Source organism: Jannaschia aquimarina, from assembly GCF_000877395.1.
Taxonomy (GTDB): Bacteria; Pseudomonadota; Alphaproteobacteria; order Rhodobacterales; family Rhodobacteraceae; genus Jannaschia; species Jannaschia aquimarina.
The window spans coordinates 1-20056 of sequence record NZ_JYFE01000054.1; the positions used below are offsets into that span (position 1 = coordinate 1).

General features: G+C 65.3%; 16 protein-coding genes and 1 tRNA gene. 2 read left to right on the forward strand and 15 right to left on the reverse strand.

Annotation, left to right across the window (positions count from 1 at the left end):
• Nucleotides 1-945 (forward strand): glycosyltransferase (locus tag jaqu_RS14870; protein ID WP_052500997.1); only part of this gene is annotated, 945 nt, incomplete at its 5' end.
• Nucleotides 946-1178: 233 nt separating this feature from the next.
• On the opposite strand, the gene jaqu_RS14875 is transcribed toward jaqu_RS14870, so the two are convergent.
• Both jaqu_RS14875 and jaqu_RS14880 read right to left on the reverse strand, forming a co-directional pair.
• The gene (locus tag jaqu_RS14875; protein WP_043919791.1) at nt 1179-2063 is read right to left on the reverse strand and encodes a DMT family transporter; all 885 of its coding nucleotides are present in this window, start codon (nt 2061-2063) and stop codon (nt 1179-1181) included.
• 31 nt (nt 2064-2094) lie between these two features.
• Nucleotides 2095-2928 (reverse strand): glycosyltransferase, encoded by an 834-nt coding sequence (locus tag jaqu_RS14880; protein WP_043919792.1) that lies wholly within the window; start codon nt 2926-2928, stop codon nt 2095-2097.
• Nucleotides 2929-2978: 50 nt separating this feature from the next.
• On the opposite strand from jaqu_RS14880, the gene jaqu_RS14885 reads away from it, so the two are divergent.
• Entirely contained in the window at nt 2979-3509 is a 531-nt protein-coding gene (locus jaqu_RS14885; protein ID WP_052500998.1) for an inner membrane-spanning protein YciB, read from the forward strand.
• A 31-nt stretch (nt 3510-3540) separates the two neighbouring features.
• Here the strand turns inward: jaqu_RS14885 and jaqu_RS14890 are convergent, their stop codons facing one another.
• From jaqu_RS14890 to jaqu_RS14950, 13 genes are all read right to left on the reverse strand, one after another.
• Nucleotides 3541-3963 (reverse strand): DUF3592 domain-containing protein, encoded by a 423-nt coding sequence (locus tag jaqu_RS14890; protein WP_043919793.1) that lies wholly within the window; start codon nt 3961-3963, stop codon nt 3541-3543.
• Nucleotides 3964-4136: 173 nt separating this feature from the next.
• Complete coding sequence (gene rpoC, locus jaqu_RS14895) at nt 4137-8375, reverse strand: DNA-directed RNA polymerase subunit beta' (protein ID WP_043919794.1); 4239 nt, start codon at nt 8373-8375, stop codon at nt 4137-4139.
• Nucleotide 8376: 1 nt separating this feature from the next.
• Nucleotides 8377-9150, reverse strand: a complete 774-nt coding sequence (locus tag jaqu_RS14900; RefSeq protein WP_043919795.1) for a sulfotransferase family protein — start codon at nt 9148-9150, stop codon at nt 8377-8379.
• Nucleotides 9147-13289, reverse strand: coding sequence for a DNA-directed RNA polymerase subunit beta (gene rpoB / locus jaqu_RS14905; protein WP_043919796.1), 4143 nt, complete (start codon nt 13287-13289; stop codon nt 9147-9149). The genes jaqu_RS14900 and rpoB overlap by 4 nt, the downstream gene beginning before the upstream one ends.
• 221 nt (nt 13290-13510) lie before the next feature.
• Complete coding sequence (gene rplL / locus jaqu_RS14910; protein WP_043919797.1) at nt 13511-13891, reverse strand: 50S ribosomal protein L7/L12; 381 nt, start codon at nt 13889-13891, stop codon at nt 13511-13513.
• A 70-nt stretch (nt 13892-13961) separates the two neighbouring features.
• A complete protein-coding gene (gene rplJ / locus jaqu_RS14915) occupies nt 13962-14480 on the reverse strand; it encodes a 50S ribosomal protein L10 (RefSeq protein WP_043919798.1) in 519 nt (172 codons plus the stop codon).
• Nucleotides 14481-14735: 255 nt separating this feature from the next.
• Entirely contained in the window at nt 14736-15458 is a 723-nt protein-coding gene (gene rplA / locus jaqu_RS14920; RefSeq protein ID WP_043919799.1) for a 50S ribosomal protein L1, read from the reverse strand.
• Entirely contained in the window at nt 15458-15907 is a 450-nt protein-coding gene (gene rplK, locus jaqu_RS14925) for a 50S ribosomal protein L11 (RefSeq protein WP_043919800.1), read from the reverse strand. The genes rplA and rplK overlap by 1 nt, the downstream gene beginning before the upstream one ends.
• Before the next feature lie 142 nt (nt 15908-16049).
• Nucleotides 16050-16583 (reverse strand): transcription termination/antitermination protein NusG, encoded by a 534-nt coding sequence (gene nusG / locus jaqu_RS14930; protein ID WP_043919801.1) that lies wholly within the window; start codon nt 16581-16583, stop codon nt 16050-16052.
• A gap of 199 nt (nt 16584-16782) precedes the next feature.
• Nucleotides 16783-16971: a preprotein translocase subunit SecE gene (gene secE, locus jaqu_RS14935; protein ID WP_043919805.1), complete on the reverse strand. Its 189-nt coding sequence runs from the start codon at nt 16969-16971 to the stop codon at nt 16783-16785.
• 14 nt (nt 16972-16985) lie between these two features.
• Nucleotides 16986-17378: a transposase gene (locus jaqu_RS22415; protein WP_043919802.1), complete on the reverse strand. Its 393-nt coding sequence runs from the start codon at nt 17376-17378 to the stop codon at nt 16986-16988.
• A 187-nt stretch (nt 17379-17565) separates the two neighbouring features.
• Nucleotides 17566-19539, reverse strand: coding sequence for a methyl-accepting chemotaxis protein (locus jaqu_RS20765; RefSeq protein ID WP_161793879.1), 1974 nt, complete (start codon nt 19537-19539; stop codon nt 17566-17568).
• Nucleotides 19540-19667: 128 nt separating this feature from the next.
• Nucleotides 19668-19743: transfer RNA gene (locus tag jaqu_RS14950), tRNA-Trp, on the reverse strand.
• Nucleotides 19744-20056 lie beyond the last annotated feature (313 nt).

The window sequence follows — 20056 nt, forward strand, 5'->3', positions numbered from 1 at the left end:
CGGGGCATCGAGCCCCGTCCGATCCGGGCCTCCGGCGGGAGTATTTGGGCCGAGAAGAAGCAGGGGAACACCCGGCCGGACCGGGAGGCGCTTGCGGACCGCGCGGCGCGCGGGCAGCGTCCGGGCATGACGGAACTGCAGATCATCGGGCTGACACGTTTTGCCTATCCGGGCCTCGGCGGCTTTCAGAGCGGGCACGAAACCGTGGAGGCGCGCGTCGCGGCACTCTGGGCGCCAGAGCGGCTGGAGGCGCGTCTGCGCAGCCTGGAGCACGTCACCCTGCGCACGCTCGCCGCGCAGGAGGATGCGGATTTCCGTCTGCTGGTCGTCACCGGGGAGGCGCTGCCCCAGCCCTGGCTCGGCCGGCTGGAAAAACTGGTCGCCGCCCTGCCCCAAGCGGAACTGGTCCGGCATCCGTCGATGAACCAGCGTCACGCGATGGAGGAGACCGTCAATGCGCGGCTCGATCCGGACGGGCCTCCGGCGATGCAGTTTCGCATGGATGACGATGACGGCGTCGGACGCCGGTTCATCGCGCGGGCACGGGAACTCTTTGGGCAAGTCCGACCGCTCTGGGAGCGGCATCGACGGCTGTGCCTCGACTTCAACCGCGGTTACGGGCTGGCGCTGACGCCGGAGGGGCCGCTGATCGAGCCGCAGATGCGTGCCTGCCTGGGCGTAGCGCAGGCACTGTTCCTCGACCCCTCGATCCGGCGCACCTGCGTGCATTTTCCTCACCACAAGTTGCCGTCGCTGATGCCGGTCCTGTCGATGACCGACGCCCCGATGTGGCTGCGTGGGATCGACGCTTGGAACGACAGCCGCCCCGACGCCGCCCGGCTGCGCCCGCCGACCGACGAGGAGCGGCGCGATCTGGAGCGGCGGTTCGGGTTGGAACTGGAGAAAATTCGTTCCTCTTTTCCGGGCTCTACGAGGGGTTCTTAATGTCGCGCTCGGATGAGAGGTCGGCCGGGACTCTGCTCCGGACCCCGGGCTATTTGAGGCAGAATGAGAGAGCACGTTGAGATTGGCGGATTTGGTCAGGATGCTGATCGCGGGTGTGTCCTGGCTTCAGGACGGCGGGTACATGGGCTGGTCAATCGAGAGACGAGCGGCAGCAGACCAGGTGAAGGCTCCCGGCCCGGCCAGCCGTGCGCAAAGCGGATCTCCGGCCCGCTTCAGCGGGGCGCGACCGGGCGGGGCACAGGCGCGCGCGTCTCGCGCCAGAGCGTATAGAGACCGGTGGCGGCGACCAGCGTCGCCCCGGTCAGCGTCAGGGCATCGGGCCGTTCTCCGAAGACGGTGACGCCCAGAAGGAGGCCCCAGATTATCGCGGTATAGCGAAAGGGCGTGACCACCGCGACTTCTCCGTGCCGCATCGCCAGGATCGAGAAGAGGTAGCCGCCAAAGACGAAACCCGCCGCGAGCAGCATCAGCGCCCCCTGCCCCGGCGTAACCGGCTGCCATGGCTCGCCCAGCGACACGATGGCCCCCAGCCCCGTGACGCCCCCGGCGGTGAAGATCGCGACCTTGAGGCTGGGCACCTCGGGCGACAGGCGCCGTGTGATCAGGTCGCGCGCGGTGATGATGATGACAGAGAGGACCGCGAGGAGCGACCACGCGTTGAAGCCCTCGGCCCCCGGACGGACGATCAGAAGCACGCCCGCGAGCCCGACGCCGATCGCCGTCCAGCGGCGCCATCCCACGCGTTCCCCCAGCAAGAGCGCGCCGGCGGCCGTGATCGTCAGCGGCAGGGCCTGCAAGATCGCGGTGATGTTGGCGAGCGGCATATGCGTCAGGGCCAGCACGAAGGGGAGGAAGGCCGCGACCTCGGCCACGGACCGGCCCGCGACCTCGGCCCGGTCCGCCGCCGGGATCGGACGGGACAGCGCGCCGGTCAGATGCGCCAGGAGCGCGATCAGGGCGGTCGCCGCAAGTCCGCGCAGGACGACGACCTGAAAGGTGGGCAATCCCTCGGCCAGCCATTTGATGCAGGCGTCGTTCAGCGTGAAGGTCGCCATCGACCCCATCATGAAGAGCGCGCCGCGAAGGTTCTCGGTCATCGGCGGAGTCCCCATTTGGGGCGACGGCGGCTCATGCGTCGTCCGCCAGCGGCGGCGCGGGCATGAGTGCCAACGCGGCCCCGGCATCGAGGCCGAACCGTTCGGTCAGGAGCTTGCGGCCTTGCCGGGTGCGGATCTTCTGCGCATGGGGCGGAATCGAGCGGCCGGAATCGTTGTGCCCGTGCAGGGTGCGCAGGAAGGCGATGCCCTCTGGCTCCATCAGGGTGGGGACGTGGCAGGGCAGCCGGCGGTGGTTGTAGCGGTAGATGCAGGTCGGCAGGTCGGCCGTTGTGATCATCGCGCAGGCGAGGCCCAGCGGCTGCGCCTCGCGGAAGTCCCAGAAGGGCTGCGCCGGGTCATGCATGTCCCAGTAGACGCCGCGTGAGAAGGCGATGACGGTTGGGCGGTCGGCGAGGCCAGCCGCGAGCGCCCGATCCGCCAGGTCGCGGGTGCGGGCAATGTAGTCGGTGGCGACCGCATCGTCGTCGTCGATGCGGAAGCCGGTGACATGCGTCGGCTCGCCCACGATGCCGCGGCGGAAGCTGCGCTTGGCGGCCGCCAGCGCGCCCATCCGGTCCATGACGCAGACCTTCAGGAAGTCGTGGCGCGCCTCGAGCTCGCGCAGGCGCTTGCGGTGGCGGAACGGCATGGTGCTGCCGGTCAGGATCACGCAGCGGAAGTCGCGGTCGGTCTGCGCGGCGAGCGAGGGGAGCGTGATCGTCTCGAGATATTCGAACCGCCGGGCGATCCGCTCCGGCTCGTAGAGATGGGCTTCGAGATCGGTCTCGGAGAGGCCGGAGACGGAGAAGCCCTCTTTCGCCGGGTAAGAGAAGCGCAGGACGCCGATGATCTGGTTGGCGGTCATGGGCGAGGCGTGGCATGGCATCGGGGGTCGGGCAAGTCCGGGATGGGGCCATGGATCGCAGACTGGCGCTCGAATTGCTGCCGGGGATCGTCTTCGTGGCGGTGAATGCGGCGGCGGGTCTGTTCGCGGCAACGGCGGCGGCAACCGTGGCGGCGGTCATGGCGGTCGTGTTGCTATGGCGCACGGAGCGGGAGGTCCCCCTGCTGGCGGTGGCGTCCGTGGTGCTGATGTTCGCGCTGCTGGCGGTGGGCTGGCTGCTGGAGGACGAACGCTTCCTCAAGATCCGCTCGACGGTGGGCTATGCGGCCTTTGCGCTGTTCGTCGCGGCGGGCGCGTTGATGCGGCCGCCGCTGTTGGCGCGCACGCTGGGACAGAAGCTGGACCTGGTGCCCCGCGCCTGGCCGGCGCTGCATCTGGTCTGGGCCGGGGTGCTGCTGCTCTTCGCGGGGGCGAACGAGGTAATCTGGCGGACGCAGGAAACCGATGTCTGGGTCTGGTGGAGCGTCGCAGACGGGTGGCTGGCCTTCGCGGCGATCTACGGGGCAACGTGGGTCGCGGCCTGGTGGTGGTGGGACGAGTGAGGTCGGCGCGCGCCCGTCGTCGGAGGCGTGGTCACGAAGTCAGCGCGAGCAGGCCGGCCATGGCGATCCCGAGGCCGAACAGGCCGAAGACGATCCAGGAGAGCGAGCCGCTCCGGCGATGGGCGGCGAGGATTACGCGATCCTCGCCATCGGCGTAAATGATCTCTCGCCGTGAGCCGATCTCAAAGTCGTAGTCGAGACGCAGGAGCGTCGAGCAGGCCTCTCGGACGGTACCGGACGCATCCGTGAAGCGGAAGGTCGGAAGGTAGGTGTAGGTGCTGTTGCGTCTCCCGACCTTCCTGCGATCGAAGTGGATGACTTCGGCCATGCATCGCCTGCCGTCGCGGTCGAAGGTCCGCATCCGGGCGCGAAGTTGCCAGGCGATGGCGAGGAACGCGCCCCCCAAGGCGATCAGGAAGAGCGCGGCGGGCGCGGAGACATCGTCGTAGAACATCCGCTCAGCCCACCGAGCAGGCCGTCATGGCAGCGGAAGGGGCGACGGTGCCAGCCCTCAGCAAAGTAAGACGATCTGGCATCATCCGGATCCTGGTCTGCCCGTCCTGAAAACGAAAAGACCCCCGCGGATTGGCATCCGCGGGGGTCGATTTCATCGCGTGATCCGGGCGATCAGTCGTTTTCGACCGTCTCGACGCTCTGATCTTCACCGAAGACGTCGTCGGCGCTCTGGGTCGGCGCGGCCAGCGCGGCGGCTTTCTCGGCCTCGGCGCGGGCCTCCTCGATCACGACATTGTCGCGGTCGGTGGCGATCTTGCGGACCTGCTGGGTCGCGCCACCGGTGCCCGCCGGGATGAGGCGGCCGACGATGACGTTTTCCTTGAGACCCACGAGCTTGTCGCGCTTGCCCTGGACGGACGCTTCGGTCAGCACGCGCGTCGTCTCCTGGAAGGAGGCGGCGGAGATGAACGAGCGCGTCTGGAGCGACGCCTTGGTGATGCCCAGCAGGATCGGCTCGGCATGGGCGGGACGGTCGCCCCGCTTTTCGGCCTTGGCGTTGGCCTCGTCGAGTTCGATCTTGTCGATATGCTCACCCTTCAGCAGCGTCGTGTCGCCGCTGTCGAGTACCTCGTACTTCTGGAGCATCTGGCGGACGATCACCTCGATGTGCTTGTCGTTGATCTTCACGCCCTGCAGCCGGTAGACGTCCTGCACCTCGTCGATGAGGTAGTCGGCCAAGGCCTCGATCCCCATGATGCGCAGGATGTCGTGCGGCGCCGGATTGCCGTCCATGATGTAGTCGCCCTTCTGGACGAAATCGCCTTCTTGGACCGGAATGTGCTTGCCCTTGGGGACCATGTAGTCGGCGGGCTCCAGCGTCTCGTCCGAGGGGACGACCTGGATGCGACGCTTGTTCTTGTAGTCCTTCTGGAAGCGCACGGTGCCGTCGATCTCGGCGATGATGGCGTGGTCCTTGGGACGGCGCGCCTCGAAGAGTTCGGCCACACGCGGCAGACCGCCGGTGATGTCCTTGGTCTTCGCGCCTTCCCGCGGGATCCGCGCCACGACGTCGCCTGCCTTGAGCTGCTGGCCGTCCTCGATCGACAGGATCGCGTCCACCGACATCGCATAGGTGACGGGGTTGCCCGCCTCGTTGCGCACGGGTTCGCCATCCTCGCCCACGATCAGGATCTCGGGCTTGAGATCGCTGCCCTTGGGCGCCGAGCGCCAGTCGCTGACGATCTTCTGGGTCATGCCCGTCGCATCGTCGGTTTCCTGACGCACGGAGATGCCGTCGAACAGGTCGACGAACTTCGCCTTGCCATCGGCTTCGGCGATGATCGGCAGCGTGAACGGATCCCACTCGAAGAGCTTGTCGCCCCGGTCCACCGAAGCGCCATCCTTGACGAAGAGCCGCGTGCCGTAGCCCAGCTTGTGGGACGTCCGCTCCTCTCCGCTGTCGGCGTCGACGATGACGAGCTGCATGTTGCGGCCCATCACCAGCGTTTCGCCGGCCTCGTTCACCAGGGTGTTGGCGTTGTCGAAGCGCACCTTGCCGGGGGCCGTGGCCTCCATGAAGGATTGCTGGCCGCCCTGGGCGACGCCGCCGATGTGGAAGGTCCGCATCGTCAGCTGGGTGCCCGGCTCGCCGATCGACTGGGCGGCGATGATGCCCACCGCCTCGCCCAGGTTCACCCGGGTGCCCCGGGCCAGGTCGCGGCCGTAGCATTGGGCGCAGACGCCATCCTCGCTTTCGCACGTCAGCGGCGAGCGGATGCGCATCGACTGGATGTTGGCCTGATCGATGAGGTCGGCCTTGCGTTCGTCGATGAGCTCGCCCTCGGCCACGATCACCTCGTCGGAGCCGACCGCGGTCACGTCCTCGGCCGCGACCCGGCCCAGCACACGCTCGGCCAGGGTGGCGACGACCTCGCCGTCATTGACGGCATTCGCGGCAGTGATGGCGTTCTCGGTGCCGCAATCCTCCTCTCGGACGATGCAGTCCTGCGCCACGTCGACCAGACGGCGGGTCAGGTAACCCGAGTTCGCCGTCTTGAGCGCCGTGTCCGACAGACCCTTCCGCGCGCCGTGAGTGGAGTTGAAGTACTCCAGCACGGTGAGGCCTTCCTTGAAGTTCGAGATGATCGGCGTCTCGATGATGTCGCCGTTCGGCTTGGCCATCAGGCCGCGCATCCCGCCGAGCTGCTTCATCTGCGTGACCGAGCCCCGGGCGCCCGAATGGGCCATCATGTAGACCGAGTTCGGTTCCGCCTCGGCGCCGTTCTCGTCCTTACGGACGGCCGAGATCGCCGACATCATGGCCTCGGTCACCTTGTCGTTGCACTTCGACCAGGCGTCCACGACCTTGTTGTACTTTTCGCCCTGGGTGATCAGGCCGTCCATGTACTGACGCTCGAACTCCTTAACCTGGTCGCGCGTCTCGTCGACGATCGTCCACTTGGTGTCGGGGATCAGCATGTCGTCCTTGCCGAACGAGATGCCGGCCTTGAACGCCTCGCGGAAGCCGAGCGACATGATCTGGTCGCAGAAGATGACCGACTCCTTCTGGCCGCAATAGCGGTAGACGGTGTCGATGACCTGCTGCACCTCCTTCTTGCGAAGCAGGCGGTTGACCAGATCGAACGGTGCCTTGGCGTTGAGCGGCAGGAGCGCGCCGAGGCGGGCCCGGCCGGGCGTCGTCTCGAACACGCGGAAGACTTCCTGCCCCTCGTGGTCGATCTGCGGCATGCGGACCTTGACCTTGGCATGCAGGTGCACCTCGCCGGCGGTGAGCGCATGCTCGACTTCGTCGACGGAGGCGAAGACGCTGCCCTCGCCCTTCATGCCCTCGCGTTCCATCGTGACGTAGTAGAGGCCCAGGACCATGTCCTGCGACGGCACGATGATCGGCGCGCCGTTGGCGGGCGACAGCACGTTGTTGGTCGACATCATCAGGACGCGCGCTTCAAGCTGGGCCTCGAGGCTCAGGGGAACGTGCACGGCCATCTGGTCGCCATCGAAGTCGGCGTTGAAGGCCGAGCAGACCAGCGGGTGAAGCTGGATCGCCTTGCCTTCGATCAGCACGGGCTCGAAGGCCTGGATGCCAAGACGGTGCAGCGTGGGCGCGCGGTTCAGAAGGACCGGATGCTCACGAATGACCTCGTCGAGGATGTCCCAGACCTCGGGACGCTCCTTCTCGACCAGTTTCTTGGCCTGCTTGACCGTGGAGGACAGGCCCTTGGCCTCCAGCCGCGAGTAGATGAACGGCTTGAAGAGCTCGAGCGCCATCTTCTTGGGCAGGCCGCATTGATGCAGCTTCAGTTCCGGCCCGGTCACGATGACCGACCGGCCCGAGAAGTCGACGCGCTTGCCGAGCAGGTTCTGACGGAACCGGCCCTGCTTGCCCTTGAGCATGTCGGACAGCGACTTGAGCGGACGCTTGTTGGCGCCGGTGATGACGCGGCCACGGCGGCCATTGTCGAAGAGCGCGTCCACGGATTCCTGCAGCATCCGCTTTTCGTTGCGGACGATGATGTCGGGCGCGCGCAACTCGATCAGCCGCTTGAGGCGGTTGTTCCGGTTGATCACCCGGCGATACAGGTCGTTGAGGTCGGACGTCGCAAAGCGGCCGCCATCCAGCGGGACGAGCGGGCGCAATTCCGGCGGGATGACCGGGATCACGGTCAGGATCATCCATTCGGGACGGTTGCCCGACTCGATGAAGTTCTCGACGATCTTGAGCCGCTTGATGATCTTCTTCGGCTTCAGCTCGCCGGTCGCCTCCTTGAGATCCTCGCGCAGCTGGGCCGCTTCGGCCTCGAGGTCGATATTGGCGAGCATCTCACGGATCGCCTCGGCGCCGATATTGGCGCTGAACGCGTCGGCGCCGTAGGCGTCCTGGGCGTCCATGAACTCCTCCTCCGACATGAGCTGACCGTACTGGAGGTCGGTGAGGCCCGGCTCGATGACGACGTAGTTCTCGAAGTAGAGGATCCGCTCGAGGTCGCGCAGGGTCATGTCCAGCATCAGGCCGATGCGGCTGGGCAGCGACTTCAGGAACCAGATGTGGGCGACAGGCGAGGCCAGTTCGATATGGCCCATCCGCTCGCGGCGAACCTTCTGGAGCGTCACCTCGACGCCGCACTTCTCGCAGACGACGCCGCGATACTTCATGCGCTTGTACTTGCCGCAGAGGCACTCGTAATCCTTGATCGGCCCGAAGATACGCGCACAGAACAGGCCATCACGCTCGGGCTTGAACGTCCGGTAGTTGATCGTCTCCGGCTTCTTGATCTCACCGTAGGACCAAGAAAGGATCCGCTCGGGCGAGGCGAGGCTGACCTTGATCTCGTCGAACACCTTCTGGGGCGCGACGGGGTTGAACGGGTTGTTCGTCAGTTCCTGGTTCATGTCACTGCACTCCGGAAGGTTGGGCGTCGGCCAGAACGGGGGCGTCGGCCGCAACGGCATTGAAGATTGAATGTTCGGTCACAAGCCGGCGGTAGGGCCCGATCGCCGCATTCAGGAAGATGTGCTGGCGCAATTTGTCATTTCGCACCTCGAAGGTCTGCTCCAACTCCGCCGCCTCGGCGAGCAGGTCCGAAATCCGATCCCAATCGGCATCTTCGGGGTCGAGACCGAGATGCCGGAAGATCGTCCGGACGTTCTCGGCCGAGGCAAAGGCGTCTTCGTAAGGAACGACGGATAGACGCTTTCCACCTTCGATCCGCTCGAGTCCGAGCCGGACGCTGCGGCTCCATTCCTTGACGCTGAAGAAGGCGTTGCGTTTCCACTGCTCCCGCTCCTCGAACCGGGCCTGGTAGCTATTGGCGACCGATACGGGGTTGCGCACCATGTACAGGATTTCGACCCCCGGAAACTCCCGATCCATCAGGTCGAAATCCTTGAACATCAGCGGAAACTTGTCGCCGACATAGATCGCATCGTCGTAACGAGCCAGCAGGCCCGCCCGATCGGTCGGGATCATCTGCGGGAGACGATGTTCCTTCGAAAGGAATGACTCCTTCTCGAGGTGCGCGCGCTTCAACTCACCTTTCACGAAGAGCGGACGGAACCGCTCTGTATGGATGATGACGCGACGGTGACAATTCAGGAGCCGGACCATTGCCGTGGTCCCGCTCCTGGCATTGCCCGCGACGAAGAGGAACTTCTTGTCCCCTGTCATTCCTCGCCGCCCTCCGCGTCGCGCAGCTCCATGTTGAGGCCGAGGCCGCGGACTTCCTTGACGAGCACGTTGAAGCTCTCGGGGACGCCCGCTTCGAAGTTGTCCTCGCCCTTGACGATCGACTCGTAGACCTTGGTCCGGCCGGCCACGTCGTCGGACTTCACCGTCAGCATCTCCTGCAGGGTGTAGGCCGCGCCGTAGGCTTCCAGCGCCCAGACCTCCATCTCGCCGAAGCGCTGGCCACCGAACTGGGCCTTGCCGCCCAGCGGCTGCTGCGTGACGAGGCTGTACGGCCCGGTCGACCGCGCGTGGATCTTGTCGTCCACCAGATGGTGCAGCTTGAGCAGGTACTTCACGCCCACGGTCACCTGACGGCTGAACTTCTCGCCCGAACGGCCGTCGAACAGGTCCGACTGACCGGACGTGTCGAAGCCGGCCCGCTTGAGCGCATCGTCGACATCCGCTTCCTTCGCACCGTCGAAGACCGGCGTCGCGATCGGAACGCCGCTCGTGACGGCCTCGGCGCTTTCGATCAGGTCACCTTCCTCGAGAGCCGCGACGGCCTCTTCGTAGGCTTCTTCTCCGTAGGCGATCTTCATGGCGTCGCGCACCGGGGTCAGGTCGCCAGAGCGGCGATACTCTTCAAGCGCCTCGTCGACCTGGAGGCCCAGGCCGCGCGCGGCCCAGCCCATATGGGTCTCGAGGATCTGGCCCACATTCATGCGCGAGGGAACGCCCAGCGGGTTGAGCACGAAGTCGACCGGCGTGCCGTCGGCGAGGAACGGCATGTCCTCCATCGGGACGACCTTGGAGATGACGCCCTTGTTGCCGTGACGGCCGGCCATCTTGTCGCCCGGCTGAAGCTTCCGCTTCACGGCGATGAAGACCTTGACCATCTTCATCACGCCCGGCGGCAGATCGTCGCCGCGGCGTACCTTCTCGACCTTGTCCTCGAACCGAGCCTCGATGGCGCGCTTCTGCACCTCGTACTGCTCGTTCAGGGCCTCGATCTCGCGGGCTTCCTGCTCGTCCTCGAGGGCGAGTTGCCACCATTGGCCGCGGCTGAGCTGATCGTCGAGCAGCGACGCGTCGATCGACGCGCCGGCCTTGACGCCCTTGGGCCCCTTCACCGCCTTCTTGCCTTCGATCATGCCGCGCAGGCGGGCATAGATGTTGCGATCGAGAATCTCACGCTCGTCGTCGCGGTCGCGGCTCAGACGCTCGATTTCCTCGCGCTCGATCTGGAGCGCGCGCTCGTCCTTCTCGACGCCGTGACGGTTGAAGACGCGAACCTCGACCACGGTGCCGTAGTCGCCCGGCTTCACCCGCAGCGAGGTGTCGCGCACGTCGGAGGCCTTTTCACCGAAGATGGCGCGCAGCAGCTTTTCCTCGGGCGTCATCGGGCTTTCGCCCTTGGGGGTGATCTTGCCCACCAGAATGTCGCCCGGCTCCACGTCGGCGCCGATATAGACGATCCCCGCCTCGTCGAGGTTGCGCAGGGCTTCCTCGCCGACATTGGGGATGTCGCGCGTGATCTCTTCCGGCCCGAGCTTGGTGTCACGGGCGGCGACCTCGAACTCCTCGATATGGATCGAGGTGAAGACGTCGTCGCGGGCGACCCGCTCGGAGATCAGGATCGAGTCCTCGTAGTTGTAGCCATTCCACGGCATGAACGCGACGACTACGTTCTTGCCGAGCGCGAGCTCACCCATGTCGGTGGACGGGCCATCCGCCAGAACCTGACCCTTGGCCACCGTGTCGCCCACCTTCACCAGCGGACGCTGGTTGATGCAGGTGTTCTGGTTCGAGCGCTGGAACTTGCGCAGACGGTAGATGTCCACGCCGGCATCGCCGAGTTCCAGATCCTCGGTGGCGCGCACGACGATCCGCTGGGCGTCGACCTGGTCGATCACGCCGCCGCGGGCCGCCATGATGGACGCGCCGCTGTCACGGGCCACGACCGCCTCCATGCCGGTACCCACGAATGGGGCGTCGGCCTGCAGGAGCGGCACCGCCTGGCGCTGCATGTTCGAGCCCATGAGCGCGCGGTTCGCGTCGTCGTTCTCGAGGAACGGGATCAACGCCGCGGCGACCGAGACCAGCTGCTTGGGCGAGACGTCGATCAGGTCCACGTTCTCGCGCGGGCCGAGCGTGTAATCGCCCGACTGACGGGTCGAGACCAGCTCGTTCTGGAAGCGGCCTTCGCCGTCCAGCGCCGCATTGGCCTGGGCGACCGTGTGACGCATCTCTTCGGTGGCGGACATGTAGACCACCTCGTCGGTGACCTTCGCCTCTTCCACCCGGCGGTAGGGCGTCTCGATGAAGCCGTACTTGTTGACCCGCGCGAAGGTGGCAAGCGAGTTGATCAGGCCAATATTCGGACCTTCCGGCGTTTCGATGGGGCACATGCGACCGTAATGGGTCGGGTGCACGTCCCGCACCTCGAAGCCCGCCCGCTCGCGCGTCAGGCCGCCCGGCCCGAGCGCCGAGAGACGCCGCTTGTGCGTCACTTCCGACAGCGGGTTTGTCTGGTCCATGAACTGGCTGAGCTGCGAGGAGCCGAAGAACTCGCGCACGGCGGCGGCCGCCGGCTTCGCGTTGATCAGGTCCTGCGGCATGACCGTGTCGATCTCGACGGAAGACATGCGCTCCTTGATGGCGCGCTCCATCCGCAGAAGGCCCACGCGGTACTGGTTCTCCATCAGTTCGCCGACGGAACGAACGCGGCGGTTGCCCAGGTGGTCGATGTCGTCGATCTCGCCCCGGCCGTCGCGCAGTTCCACGAGACCCTTGATGCAGGCCAGGATGTCCTCGTCGCGCAGGGTGCGGACGGTGTCGTCGGCGTCGAGGTCAAGGCGCATGTTCATCTTGACCCGGCCCACGGCGGACAGGTCATAGCGTTCGCTGTCCCGGAAGAGCTGGTCGAACAGGGTCTGCGCCGCCTCGACGGTGGGCGGCTCGCCCGGGCGCATGACCCGGTAGATGTCCATCAGCGCCGTCTCGCGGTTGAGGTTCTTGTCCGCGGCCAAGGTGTTACGGATGTACGGGCCGACGGTGACGTTGTCGATGTCGAGCACCGGGATCTCGGTCACACCGGCATCCATCAGCTCTTTCAAGGTGCCGCCGGAGACTTCGCCGTCCTTGTCGACCTCCCAGGTGAGCTCGTCACCGGCCTCGACGTAGATGGCGCCCGTCTCCTCGTCGATGATGTCGCGGGCGACGAAGCGGCCGACGATCGCGTCGAAGGGCACGAGGATCTCGGTGACCTTGCCCTCTTCGCGCAGCTTCTTGACTTGGCGGGGCGTAACCTTTTTGCCGGCCTCCACCACGACCTCGCCGGTCGCGGCGTCGATCACGTCCATGGCCGGGCGGCTGCCCGAAAGCCGCTCGGGGAAGAACCTGGTGGCCCAGCCCTCGCCCTTGCGCTGCGTGTAGGTGACGGTGTCGTAATAGGTGTTGACGATCGCTTCCTGATCCATGCCGAGCGCATAGAGCAGCGTCGTCACCGGCAGCTTGCGGCGACGGTCGATGCGGCAGAACACCAGATCCTTGGCGTCGAACTCGAAGTCCAGCCAGGAGCCACGATAGGGGATGATGCGGCAGGCGAACAGCAGCTTGCCCGAGCTGTGCGTCTTGCCCTTGTCATGATCGAAGAAGACGCCGGGGCTACGGTGCATCTGGGAAACGATGACCCGCTCTGTGCCGTTGACGATGAAGGTGCCGTTGGGCGTCATCAGTGGCATGTCGCCCATGAAAACGTCCTGCTCCTTGATGTCCTTGACGGACTTGGCGCCGGTATCCTCGTCCACGTCGAACACGATCAGGCGCAGCGTCACCTTGAGCGGCGCGCTGTAGGTCATGTCGCGGGTCTGACATTCCTCGACGTCGTATTTCGGCTTCTCGAGTTCGTACTTCACGAATTCGAGGATCGCCGTCTCGTTGAAATCCTTGATCGGAAAGACCGACTGGAAGGTGCCCATCAGGCCCTCGCCATCCGTGGGGGTGTCTGCCTCGCCGGAGCGCAGGAACAGGTCGTAGGACGACTTCTGCACCTCGATCAGGTTGGGCATGTCGAGAACTTCGCGAATCTTGCCGAAATAGCGGCGGATGCGCTTGGAGGACGCCTGCGTCTGAGCCATGTGGTCTCTCTCTCATTTTCATCGGACGGGTCCGTCGGGCACCGGACCAGCCACCTGAAATGGGTCTTCGAAGTCGGACAATTCCGGCGCGCCGTCCCACAGGCGTGCCCCCCGTCCTGACCTCCTGACCGGGAAGAGGGCCGATGGCCCTCTTCCGAGACAGGAGCGGGTGGCCCGGGAAACCCCCGGACCACCCCATGAGAATCCTCGCGAAAGCGGGATTACTTGAGCTCGACTTCCGCGCCGGCGGCTTCGAGCTTGCCCTTGATCTCCTCGGCCTCGGCCTTGTCGACGCCTTCCTTGACGGGCTTGCCGCCGGCTTCGACCAGATCCTTGGCTTCCTTCAGACCCAGGCCCGTGATGCCACGGACTTCCTTGATGACGGCGATCTTGTTGCCGCCAGCTGCCTTCAGGATCACGTCGAATTCGGTCTGCTCCTCGCCGCCGCCGGCAGCGCCGCCGTCGGCCGGACCGGCCATCATCACCGCGCCGCCAGCGGCGGGCTCGATGCCGTACTCGTCCTTGAGGATGGTCTTCAGTTCCTGGGCTTCCAGCAGGGTCAGGCCCACGATTTGTTCAGCAAGTGCTTTCAGATCAGCCATTGTCTCATTTCCGTATCAGTAGATGTGTGTCCGACGCGCGGGTTCAACCCGCCACGAAGTCATGCGGGGATCAGGCGGCTTCGCCCTTCTCCTCGATGGTCGACAGGATGCTCGCGATGTTCGAAGCAGGCGCGCCAATGGCACCGGCGATGTTCGAGGCGGGTGCACCGATGCAGCCGACGATGCTCGAGATGAGCTCCTCGCGGCTGGGCATCTGTGCGACCGTCTTCACACCGGCCGGGTCCAACGCCGTCTCGCCCATGGCGCCGCCCAGGATCTCCAGCTTGGAGTTGTCCTTGGCATAGCCGTCGATGACCTTCGCCGCAGCGACGGGGTCCTCGGAATAGGCGAGCACGGTCATGCCCGTGAGGTACTGGCTGATCGAGTCGGCCGGCTTACCTTCAAGGGCGATCTTGGCGAGCTTGTTCTTGGCAACGCGCACGGATCCGCCCGCTTCGCGCATGCGCGAGCGGAGGTCCTGCATCTCGGCGACCGTCATGCCCTCGTAGCGGCTGACCACCACGACGCCAGAGCTTTCGAAGATCTGGCCGAGTTCCTCGACCACCTTCTCCTTCTGGGCTCTATCCACGGTTTCACTCCAAGTTCGGGGGTCGCCCCCCAGCTCGTTCGGGCCGGTTTCCCGACCCACTCAGGGTCCTTACGGGACCCCGCCAGATCGCCCGGTCAAGCCGGTCGGATCCTTTGGCAGTCCCATCTCGGGAAGGACTTAGCGGGGTCTCCCCCAGCCCTCCGTCTCGGACAGGACAGGGCGGCGGACCGCCCTGCCAACCGGCATCCCTGCATGAGATGTCCGGATCTCTTGCGGGCCCGGAGGCCCGGTTTTCTATTCCGCCGCCTCGGCCGCCGGGTCGTTGCCCGTCGCGCTGTCGATGGCGATGGTCACGCTGGGCCCCATGGTCGAGGTCAGCGCGATCTTCTGCATGTAGCTGCCCTTGGCGCCCGCAGGCTTCGCCTTGGACACGGCATCCACGAAAGCCATCACGTTCTCGCGCAGCTTGGCTTCGTCGAAACTGGCCTTGCCGACGCCTGCATGGACGACGCCGTTCTTCTCGGCCTTGAACTGGACCTGTCCGCCCTTGGCGTCCTTGACAGCCTGGGCCACGTCCATCGTCACCGTGCCGACCTTGGGGTTCGGCATCAGGTTGCGCGGACCCAGCACCTTACCCAGCCGGCCGACGATCGGCATCATGTCGGGGGTGGCGATACAGCGGTCGAAGTCGATCTTGCCCGACTGCACCGTCTCCATCAGGTCTTCGGCACCGACGATATCCGCCCCGGCTTCCTTGGCCTCATCGGCCTTGGGACCGCGGGCGAAGACGGCCACACGGACGTCCTTGCCGGTTCCGTTGGGCAGGCTGACCACGCCGCGGACCATCTGGTCGGCGTGACGCGGATCGACACCCAGGTTCATCGCGATCTCGACGGTCTCGTCGAACTTGGCCTTCGCGTTGCCCTTGATGAGGGCCACAGCCTCGTCGACGGTGACGTTCGACTTGCCTTGCATAGCCTCGCGGGCGGCCTTCATGCGCTTACCGAGCTTCGCCATCACTTCACCTCGATGCCCATCGACTTGGCCGAGCCAAGGATGATCTTCATCGCCTGGTCGACATCGTTGGCCGACAGATCCTTCATCTTCGCCTCGGCGATCTCGCGCACCTGCTTGGCGGTGACGGTCGCCACGGTCTCGCGGCCGGGGTTTTCGGCGCCGCGCGGGCGGTTGCGCTTGCCGACGTTTTTCAGGCCGGCCGCCTTCTTGAGATAGTAGGACGCGGGCGGCGTCTTGATGTCCATCGTGAAGGACTTGTCTTGATAATACTGGATCACCGTCGGACAGGGGGCGCCCTGCTCCATCTCCTGCGTCTTGGCGTTGAAGGCCTTGCAGAATTCCATGATGTTGATCCCGCGCTGACCCAGCGCCGGACCGACCGGGGGCGACGGGTTCGCCTGCCCCGCGGGGATCTGCAGCTTCATCGTGCCGACGAGTTTCTTCGCCATCGGCTCTCTCCTTTCTCGGCGGTGACCTGAGCCACCCTGCCTGTCACGCCCCTAGGGGCCTTGAGGCCGTGGTTCGGGCTGGCCTTGGCTGCCCTCCCACGTCCGGTTCCGGTACCCTTGCCGCAGGCAAGGGCCCGATATGTCACGCGGCCTTGGAGACCTGCGTGAATTTCAGCTCGACCGGGGTCGCCCGGCCGAAGATCGAAACGCTCACCTTCAGGCTCTGGGCCTCGTCGTCGACTTCCTCGACCTGGCCCGAGAAACCCTCGAACGGCCCGTCGACCACGTTGACATTCTCGCCGACGTCGAAGGTGATCAGGCTGCGGGGGGCCTCTTCGCCCTCCTGGACACGGTTGAGGATCTGATTGACCTCCGCGTCGCGCATCGGCATCGGCCGCCCCTGCGGACCCAGGAAACCGGTCACACGGTTGATCGAGTTGATGAGGTGGTAGCCCTCGTCCGACATCTCCATGCGCACTAGCACGTATCCGGGCATGAAGCGACGCTCGGAGGTCACCTTCTTGCCGCGCCGCACCTCGAGCACTTCCTCGGTCGGCACCAGCACCTCTTCGATCTGATCTTCGAGGCCCTGCTCTTCGACGGCCGTGCGGATTTGCTCCGCCACGCGCTTCTCGAAATTCGACAGCACGCTGACCGAATACCACCGCTTCGCCATTCGCAGGTCCGCTCCGTCTCGTCGCCCGTCGGGCAGGTTTGCGGGATATCCCGCATCTCGGTCCCTAAATTGAAACGGCGCGCAACCATCGGTGCGCGCTATCCAAACTTCGGGAATGCCGAGCCTCTACATCGCGATTCGCCCATTTGCAAGGGACACCCGCGCCCATATCCGCAAAGGGCGCCACCTCCGACCAGGGTCAGAACCCGGACAGGATCGCCGTCAGACCGGTCCGGATCAGGAAATCGACGAGGAAGAAGAACGCCGCGGCCACGACGGCGAGAATGAACACCATCACCGATGTGAGCATGACCTCGCGCCGGCCGGGCCATGTGATCTTGGCGATCTCTCCGCGGGTCTGTTGCAGGAACTGAAGCGGGTTCGTCATCTTCGGCATTCCTTTCACGGCGCTGCTCGCCGCGTTCCTTCGGATCGCGCGGCCTGTGGACGGCGGAGACTTAGTCGCCGCGCTCTTGCTTCACAAGGCGCTGCGCGCGTTTCGTTGGGTTGGTGGCATGAGGTCGGGCAAACCGTCCGGACAGTCGACATCGGGGCGCCAAGGATGCGGACCTCGGAGGCGTCGACCACCGGATCGTCCTTTTCTACGGCCATCGTTTCCATAGCCATCGCGCCTCCCTCGGCCATCAGGCGTCGCCAGCGGAGCAGAAGGGTCGGGGCGACGCCGTTGCGCCTGACGACGGCCGAAACGGACCCGCCGGGCGCGAGGCTCTCCTCCATGATGCCCAGCTTCTTGTGCACCGGCCAACAGCGACGTCCGGCAATGCCGGTGATCACCTCGAGGCGGGATCATCTTCGTTGGGCGCAAGCATGTCACCGAACACGGGCTGGGGCTCTTCATGGTGATGCCAGCCTGGCCGGGAGAAACGGGAGGCAGTTCGACGGCGCGCTCATGCCGTAAATCGCGAGGAAAAGGTCGTCACGTCATGCCCCGCTCTGCTCGATCTTTCTCGCTCCAGCACCATCATGGTGCGGAAGGCGGCACCATTTGCCGGCCAGTCTGGACGCCCTCGGCGGGCCCCGCCCAATCGGCATCCGATTGACGAAGGCTTGTCCTGAACTTCGATACGAGCCCGAGCATGTGCGATGCCGCCGCCTTCAAAGACTTGTTCGCAGCCGCTGTCTCCTCGAACATGGCGGCGTTCTGCTGCGTGGCGTGGTCGATCTCCACCATCGCTTCGTTCATGTTCGAGGCGCTAACGGCCTGGCCGCTGGCAGCGTCGGCGATCTCGTCGATCTGACCGCCGATCGTCCTGATCCGGCGGCCGAGCGCTTCGAGCGTTTCGCCAGTGCGGTCCACCCTGCTGACACCGTCCTCGATCCGGGCCGAGCTTTCGTGGACGAGATCCCCGATCTCGTGAGCGGAGATGGCGACCCGCCTGGCCAGCGCGCGGATCTCGGAGGCGACGACCGCGAAGCCCTGCCCGGCATTGCCAGCGCGCGCGGCCTCGACACCGGCATTCAGGGCAAGCAGATTGGTCTGAAAGGCGATGTCGTCGATGATTGCCAAGGTCGCAGAGATCCTCTCTGAGAAATCCCTGATCTGTTCCATTGCAGTGATCGCGTCGCGGACAACGGCATCGCTCTGCCTGGCATCGCCTTCCGCCTCGGACGCCGATGTCCGTGCGCCGGAAGCCAGATGCGCGGTCTGCTTGATCGTACGCGCCATCCCGTCCAGCGCCTTGGTCGTCTCCGCGACCGTGCGTGCGGTTCGCTCCGTCCGGTCCGAGAGATCGGTTGCTGCGACCATGAGATCGCTCGAATCCCCAAGTACATCTGTTGCGCGCCGGAACACTTCGGCCAGCGCCTCGTCGAGCTGGGTCGCCGCCGCATTCACGTCGTCCTGAAGGCGAGCGAATGCCCCCTTATGTTCGCCCTCCATGCGAGCACGGACATCGCCTTCGGCCAGACGGGAAAGGACGACGGAGATATCATCAATACCGATCTCGACCCTTTCGAGCAAAGCGTTGACGAGGTTCGGAACATCCGCGCCGCCACCATTGGGGGCCGGCTTCATCCTCACTGAGAAATCGCCATTCGAGGCGCGGCCAAGAACCCTCGTCAAATCGGCGATCAGGGCCTCTTCGGCCTCCCGCGCGGCTTCGGTCGAGGCGCGGTAGCGAGCCTCTTCGGCCGATGACGCGGCCCTTTCCCTTGCCTCGGCCGCACGGCGTTCCGCTTCGAGCTGGGCCGCGCGTGCCTCAGCCTCGGCACTTCTGCGCGCATAGGCGATCCGTTCCAGCAAGGTGACACGGAACAGGGTCAGCGTTCGGTTCATCGCCTTGAGTTCGGCGATTTCGGTCTCGGGCAACGGGACGTCGTGACGGTCGTCCGTGAGATCCTGCATCGCCTCGACGGTTTGGCGGATCGGACGCGCAACCGTTTGATGGATCACATACGCGATGAGGATCGACCCGAGCGCGATCGTAATACCGACCATCAGCCACGCGGTCCGAACCAATTGATCCACGGCGGCACGCGCAGGCCCGATGTTCCAGGCAAACTCGGCCGTGCCGAAAAGGTCGCCATTCTCATTTGTGACCGGCTGGCGAACCTTGAACTCTGACACTCCATCCGAAGGCGAGGATAATGCGCCAGAGTCAAAAGCGTCACCCCGCGACCCGCTGCCATGCCCGGCGTCGAGGAGCGGACTGCCGGCATTTGTGCGGATTTGAATGTCGATGAGTTGAGGCGGCAGGTCGTGCGCAAAGCTGACGGCGACCTTCTCGGTCAACTGGCCCTCGTCGACGACTGACGCGGTGATCGCACGGGTCAGCAGATCCGATCGATGCCGAAGATCCTCTTGAGCCTGTGTGATGAATGCGGACCGCATCAACGGTGTGAAGATCGACAGCATCGCGACGCTGCTGAGGACGAGGACGGCCAGCACAGCGAGCGTCCCCCGGCCGGCCAATGTGCGAGAGAACGCCCGAACCAAAGAGGGATCCGCATCGGAATCAGACGCCCGCGAAGAACTAGCCGGAGGCGAGGACGGATCGACGGATTCGCTCATGAATCCGGGCTTAAGAGTGATATCTTAAGATAGGCTTTCAGAGCGGAACGTCCTGGCAGGGGCAGCAGGATTCGAACCCGCGACCTACGGATTTGGAATCCGTTGCTCTACCAACTGAGCTATACCCCTGCAGGCGCTGAGACGGATAAGGTCACTCATCGGGACACGCAAGCGCAATATCGGCCAATGGGTGCCGGACAGGAGGGCCATGCGCAGCTTTGCTGACTGCCTCCTCACTCTATCGCCTGCGCCTCCGATCGCCTGCGCCTCCGCGTCCGCCCTCCTCTCGCGACAAAGGCCGCCCTTTCGGACGGCCTTTGCGCTGTCGGCTCTGGCTCGTTCGCCCCCGCGGGGCGAGCCACGCTTACTCGACGATCTTCGACACGATCCTTGCTGGCGCGTCAGATCGCCGATTACTCGACGATCTTCGACACGACGCCGG